The following is a 3214-nucleotide window of genomic DNA, read 5'->3' as shown; positions in this document are numbered from 1 at the left end:
GCGCGGCCGATGTCGCGCGCAAGGGAGAGCGTGCCGCGGATGGCCGTCCGCTTCAGTTCCGCGCCCGTGATCCACGGCAACGCCAGCGCCGCGCTCGCGCCCATGGCGGCCGTCACGGCGCGGCCGAGCCGCTCGGCCGTCTTCGGGTCCAGCACCCGGTCGAACACGACCGTGTTGCCGTGCGCGTCGTGCAGCGCGAACGGGAACGGCTTGACGCCGCCGATCATGAACGTGTCCATCTGCAGTTCGGGGAAGGCGCGGCCCATGGGGTCGCAGTCGATGACCGGCAGCCCGGACTGGGCCGCCGCCACGAGCGGCGCGATGCTGTTGCCGCCGCCGATCTCGCCGATCACGAGGTAGTCGACGCGGCGGCCGGTGTGGCGCTCGAGGGCGCGCACCGCCTCGATCATCTCGTCGCCGCGCGGCAGCTTCTCGATGCCCACCGTGGGCGCGCCCATGCCGGAGATGCCGCAGCCCTGGGAGTCGTCGGGCACCGCTTCCAGCGGCCAGACGACGACCTCGTGGCCGCGCTCCAGCTCCATCTTCAGCCGCAACAGGGCCAGGTAGGGGTTGCCGCCGCCCCCGGCGCCCAGTACACCGGCGCCCAGCGCGATGTCCTCGGCGTCCTGCGCCGTGACGCGCCACGCCCCGGGGACGGAAAGCAGGCGCTCCAGGTGCTTGGGATCCGTGGGCGGCAGGCGGTCGCCCTGGAACACGGGGTATTCGCCCTTGTAGACCGTCATCGGTCGCGCGCCTCCTTCTTCGCCGCGGCCGCTCCCGGCCCGCCGGCCGCGCGGCCCGAGAGGCCCTCGCGGCCCGCAGCCGCGGCCCGCTCGTCCAGGTCGCCGACCGCCTTCACCCGCACGCGGGCGGCGTCGCCCGGCAGGTACGCGAGCGGCACCTCCTCGAGGTCCACGACCTGCACCGTGCGCGGGTCCGCGCCAGCCTCGACGGCGCGGGCGACGGCCTCCTCCTGCAACGCCTCCAGCACCTGCTTGCGCCGGCCGCCCTCGTAGCTGACGATGCGGTCGACCTCGCCGCCGACCTGCGCGATGGCCGCGCCGATGGCGTTGGCCACGGCGAAGTGCTCGGGCTTGAGCGTGCGCGACGTGCCCGCCAGCGGCCGGCGGACGAGGATGCTGCCGCCGCCCACCACGATGGCGGGCACCGGGTCGGCCGACGTCTTCATGCGGTCGATGGCCTCCTCCAGCATGACGTGCATCCGCTCGACGGCCGCCTCCACCTTCGAGCGCTCGACGGGCGGGAGGCGGGAGGGGTCGCCGACGTCCGCGTAGCCGGCCGCCACGGCGAGGTCCGTCGCCGTCCACACGTCGCCGCCGAAGACGCGCGCCTTGCGCGTCAGCTCGTAGCCAACGGACTTCGGCCCCACGGCGAACGGCTCCCACTGCACGATGCTGCCGCCCCCAAGGCCCAGCGAGTACACGTCGGGCATGCGGAAGTTCGTACGGACGCCGCCCACCTCCACCGTGGCCGCCGCCGGCCGCGGGAAGCCGCGCACCAGGACGCCGACGTCCGAGGTGGTGCCGCCGATGTCGACGACGACGGCGTCGGTCTCGCCGGTGAGGAAGGCGGCGCCGCGCATGGAGTTCGTCGGGCCGGAGGAGAACGTCACGACGGGCGTCTCCGCGGCCACCTCGGCGCGCACCAGCGTGCCGTCGTTCTGGGTGATGTAGAAGGGCGCGTCGAGGCCGAGGTCCGCGAGCGCCCGCTTGAAGGCGGCGACGATCTCCCGCGCCAGCCGGACGAGCGAGGCGTTGAGGATCGCCGCGTTCTCGCGCTCAAGCAGGCCCATGCGGCCGATCTCCGTGGAGCGCGTGATCACGGCGCCCGGCAGTTCGTCGCGCAGGATGGCCGCCGCCTGCTCCTCCATCTCCGCGTTGAGCGGCGAGAAGACGGCGGAGACGGCCACCGCCTCGACGCCGCGCTCCCGCAGCTCGCGCCCGATGCGGCGAAGGTGCGCCTCGTCGAGCTCGGCGATCGGACGCCCGTCGAACTCGAGTCCGCCGGTCGTCAGGTAGACGCCCGCGTCCACGATCTCGCGCAGGTCGCGCGGCCAGTCGCACATGGGCGGCAGCGAGGCGCCCGCCGGCAGGCAGAGGCGCACGGCCGCGGTGGGCGTGAGCCGGCGCCGCTCCACGACCGCGTTCGCGAAGTGCGTCGTGCCGAGCATGACGGCGGTGACGGCGCTCCGGTCGAGGCCGTCGAGCAGTTCCGCCAGCGCCTTGCGGATGCCGTCGCCGACGTCCTTCGTGGTCGGGGTCTTGACGGCCTTGAGCACGCGGCCGCCTTCGATGGCGACGGCGTCCGTGTTCGTCCCCCCGACGTCGATGCCGATCCTCATCGCGGTGCATCACCCAATCCAAGAAATCCACACGTGGCCCTTCACGGCCGGTAGTGCCGCTCCGCCTCCGCGCGGTCCCAGCCGTAGTCCTCCACGGCCTCCTCGACCGTGATGTAGCCGTTCTCCAGGTCCGCGGCGACGCGCTCCCGCTCGCGCTCCCGCGGGTCGCCGTAGCCGCCGCCGGTGCCGGTGCGGAAGCGGACGACGTCGCCCGCCTGAAGCACATGGCGCGCGATCTTGCCCACGCGCAGCGGCGGCCGACCGTCGGCGTACTCGATCTCGATCATGTTCGGCGAGCCGTCGCGCCCGCGGGCCACGCCCCACGGCGCCACCTTGTACCGGCCGAAGGACGCGCTCAGGAGCACCGGCCCCGCCTTCATGCGCAACTGCTTCAGGATCCCGCGGCCGCCACGCCGTCTGCCGGCGCCGCCGCGGACGATGTCCAGCGTGTACGCCTGCACCTCGAAGCCGTAGCGGGCCTCGAGGATCTCGGCGGGGATGGAGTAGGTCTCGCCGTCGCCGACCGGGACCATGCCGTTCTCCCCGTCCTTGTCGCGCCCCGCGCCCCAGCCGCCCGCCTGCGGCTCGACGAGGATGACCGGCTCCCCGGTGTGCGGGTGACGGCCGGCGAGGATCGTGCCGCAGACGCTCAGGTGGTGGCCGGCGGGCACGCGCTCCGGGATGGCCGCCGCGAGCGCCTTCAGCACGAGGTCCGTGGCGTGGTCGGACGCCTCCCAGTACGTGGAGACGGGCGACGGCCGCTCGGCGGTGAAGACGGTGCCGGGCGGGCAGACGATCTCCAGCGGCGCGAACACGCCCTCGTTCGCGGGCAGGTCCGGCGGCAGGAGGGCC

3 protein-coding genes are annotated in these 3214 nt (G+C 74.1%); all 3 read right to left on the bottom strand.

Features of this window, described 5'->3' with window-relative positions; translation table 11 throughout:
- On the bottom strand, window positions 1–743 hold a 743-nt coding region (locus tag IRZ18_09195), incomplete at its 3' end, for a DUF917 domain-containing protein (protein MBX5477279.1).
- Entirely contained in the window at window positions 740–2362 is a 1623-nt protein-coding gene (locus tag IRZ18_09190) for a hydantoinase/oxoprolinase family protein (GenBank protein ID MBX5477278.1), read from the bottom strand. The genes IRZ18_09190 and IRZ18_09195, both read right to left, overlap by 4 nt.
- A gap of 41 nt (window positions 2363–2403) precedes the next feature.
- Window positions 2404–3214: hydantoinase B/oxoprolinase family protein (locus tag IRZ18_09185; protein ID MBX5477277.1), on the bottom strand; the 811-nt coding region annotated here is incomplete at its 5' end.

The sequence above is a fragment of the Clostridia bacterium genome, from assembly GCA_019683875.1.
In the GTDB taxonomy this organism is placed as follows: domain Bacteria; phylum Bacillota; class Sulfobacillia; order RBS10-35; family Bu92; genus Bu92.
The sequence above is the reverse complement of the archived record's forward strand: the minus strand, read 5'-3'. Positions and strand labels throughout refer to the sequence as shown.